The following is a 2466-nucleotide window of genomic DNA, read 5'->3' as shown; positions in this document are numbered from 1 at the left end:
TCCGATCGGCCTGATCCGACAAGTTGAAGACGTCCGAGCCCGAGAGTGCAGCCTGGATGACGGACTTGTCGTCGGAAGTCCCAGACGTTAGGGCCGCGTTGTAGATGGCCTTTGCTGAGGCAGAGAAGTCTTGAAGTGCCCAGTCCAGTAGCAACGCACCATTGACCGAACTCCCCTCAGCCACGCCTGTAACGGTGCCACCGGTGACCGCGCCTGTCGACGAGTTGACGCTGAAATTGATCCCGCCGAAGGCCGTCAGGCTGGATCCCCAGTCCGTCTCGACCCCCAGCACGTCCTGATACGTGCGCCCGTTGATTCCGATGTACGCGTTATCGTAAAACTCCCAGTCGGAGACGTTCGAGATCAGCGCGTTCAAGCTCAGCAGATCAATGTCAAACCTAGAGAAAGCAGAAAAGCGCGCCATCATCCCCTCATCTACAGGAAACAGAGTTACTTTTGAGTAACTACGGGCTGTGGCGGCAGGAGTCGAGGAAACAAGCAAAAGAAGGTTTATAGCGGCCAGCACAGGTAGGCCGAGGTGAGCCAGGGCACCAGACCAGGGCCATGGTCCCGATTACGAGTTTGACCTCAGGGGGCAGGCCAGGGTGAGGGCCGGCCAGCCCTTCACCTCTGGGCCGCCGTCCCGCCCCGGAAGGCTGCCCGCAGCTGCGGCTTCGATATTGCCGACTATAGGTAGCCAAATGGGAGGGCGAGTCGGAAGGGGACAAATGGCAGAAGGCCCCCGTTGTGGGGACTCATCGCCTCATTGCGTCAGGGACTTGCGTCCCTTGGCTGGTGTCGCGCCTCAGAGGTTCATCTTGCGGTTAAGGATGGGGTCCAGCCCAGCCTGACGCAGGAGCGCCTTGCATTCGCCGATGATGCCCTCCGGCCCCTCGGGCAGCGCCCATTCCCCATTTCCGGAGAGACACAGCACCTTGGCCGCGAGGTCGGTCATGTTCTGCGCGGGGAGGCGGTTCATCTCCTCCTCCATGGGCGTGCAGCACTCCACCAGAGCGTCAAACGCGTCATCGTCGCCGGTGCGCGCTTCAGGGGTGTTGAGCCACGCGCGGTAGGCCCGCCAGCGGCGATAGAGCGCCAAGACGGGTGTATCGGGCTGGAGCGTGGGGATGGGCTTAGGCTCCCCCACGACGTCGAACACAGGCACGCCGCCCAGCGCGGCGACGGGAACGGCGGTGAGCATGGCAGCGCCTTTCAGCATGGCCCGGCGGGAGGTCGGTTGCGCGTTCATGTCAGCACCCCGGCCGCAAGCGTCATGGCATCCTTAGCCGCCCGGATCTCGCTGACGACACGTTTCCACGCTTCCAGGCAGGCTTCGAGCGGCACGCCGTGCTCCACCCGCAGCCGCAGGGCTTCGGTGAGTGCGCCTACCTCGGCCGGGTCAGCTTCGCGGATAGCGGCCTTGAAGTCACGTTGGCGCAGCGTCTCCTTGCGGCCCACGGCGAGGGCGCTGCGCGGATCGCCACAGACGAGCCAGTCCAGCGACACGCCCGAGGCGAACATCCACGCCGTCAGCTCCTCGGTGACGACGATCCCCGGCAGCCTGGGGTCGGGGTCGTATTCCAGGATCGGCGGCTCGAGGTCGAACCACTCGCACGCGGCGGCGATGCGCCCCTCCATCGTGGACAGGCTTCTCGGGGAGCGGCAGGGGAACGGTGGTCTGCCCTGGAACGGGGGCGGGGGTCAGCACGGCGGCGCTGCCCAGGATCTCGCGGCACTCGGTGACGATGCCGACCGGAATGGTGGCGTGCCCATCGGGGTCGGTGTCCTCGTCGCTGGCGAGGGCGGACACCTTCGCAGCCAAGTCCTCGAGCGAGGTGACGGGCAGCGGCTGGATGCGTTCCTCAAGCGCGAGTAGAGGGCCGTAGAGCGGTGCGATGCCTTCGTCCGTGGCGTCTGGGCAGAACATGGCCACGCGGAGCGGCTCCCACTCGCGGTAGAGCTGCAGGATGGCGGTTTCGGCCCCGGCCTCCGCGACAGATGCCGGCAGGAGCGCCATTGGCGCGGCGAGGCCGGGCACCGCGCCCAACAGGGCACGGCGGGACAGGTGGGCGGTCATGTGGGGGTTCTCCTCTTGAGGGCTCGATAGCGAGCGGCTCCGGGCGAATGGGAGACCGCTCAGGGGTGGTGACTAGGCGGCGACCCGGAACTCAGTTTGCAGGGCTGCGAGACGAACCAGACCGGAGACGCCCAAGCGGTCGCGGTTCTCGAGGTCCTCGATCTCCGCGCGGATCACGTAGAGGGGGCGCTGGGCTTCGGTCGCCCTGCGGGCCTCGTAGGCAACGAGAGCGCGCTCGTTCGCCCAGGCGGCCTTGAGGGCTTCGGAGAGGTAGCGCGAGGGCTTGAAGGTGCGGCGGGAGAAGGCCTCTTGGCGCGCCCAATCCCAGGCGAAGGTCATCAGGCGGCGGCGGTCGATTTTCGGAGCGGCAGACATTGCGGCGGCCTCCT

4 protein-coding genes are annotated in these 2466 nt (G+C 66.2%); all 4 read right to left on the bottom strand.

Features of this window, described 5'->3' with window-relative positions; translation table 11 throughout:
* Positions 1–427: hypothetical protein (locus tag AC5JLB_RS27810; protein WP_495877081.1), on the bottom strand; the 427-nt coding region annotated here is incomplete at its 3' end.
* A gap of 378 nt (positions 428–805) precedes the next feature.
* Positions 806–1249, bottom strand: coding sequence for a hypothetical protein (locus AC5JLB_RS27805; RefSeq protein WP_495877080.1), 444 nt, complete (start codon positions 1247–1249; stop codon positions 806–808).
* On the bottom strand, positions 1246–1638 hold the full coding sequence (locus AC5JLB_RS27800) for a hypothetical protein (RefSeq protein WP_495877079.1): 393 nt from the start codon (positions 1636–1638) through the stop codon (positions 1246–1248). Before AC5JLB_RS27800 ends, AC5JLB_RS27805 begins: the two co-directional genes overlap by 4 nt.
* 511 nt (positions 1639–2149) lie before the next feature.
* The coding region (locus AC5JLB_RS27795) for a hypothetical protein (protein ID WP_495877078.1) at positions 2150–2466 on the bottom strand (317 nt) is incomplete at its 5' end.

The sequence above is a fragment of the Myxacorys chilensis genome, from assembly GCF_059505265.1.
This window is presented reverse-complemented; position numbering and strand designations above follow the sequence as displayed.

What these genes read in the sequence shown, in the direction of transcription:
- AC5JLB_RS27805 (WP_495877080.1), bottom strand. Translation starts at nt 1,249, where the DNA reads ATGAACGCGCAACCGACCTCCCGCCGGGCCATGCTGAAAGGCGCTGCC.
- AC5JLB_RS27800 (WP_495877079.1), bottom strand. Translation starts at nt 1,638, where the DNA reads ATGGAGGGGCGCATCGCCGCCGCGTGCGAGTGGTTCGACCTCGAGCCG.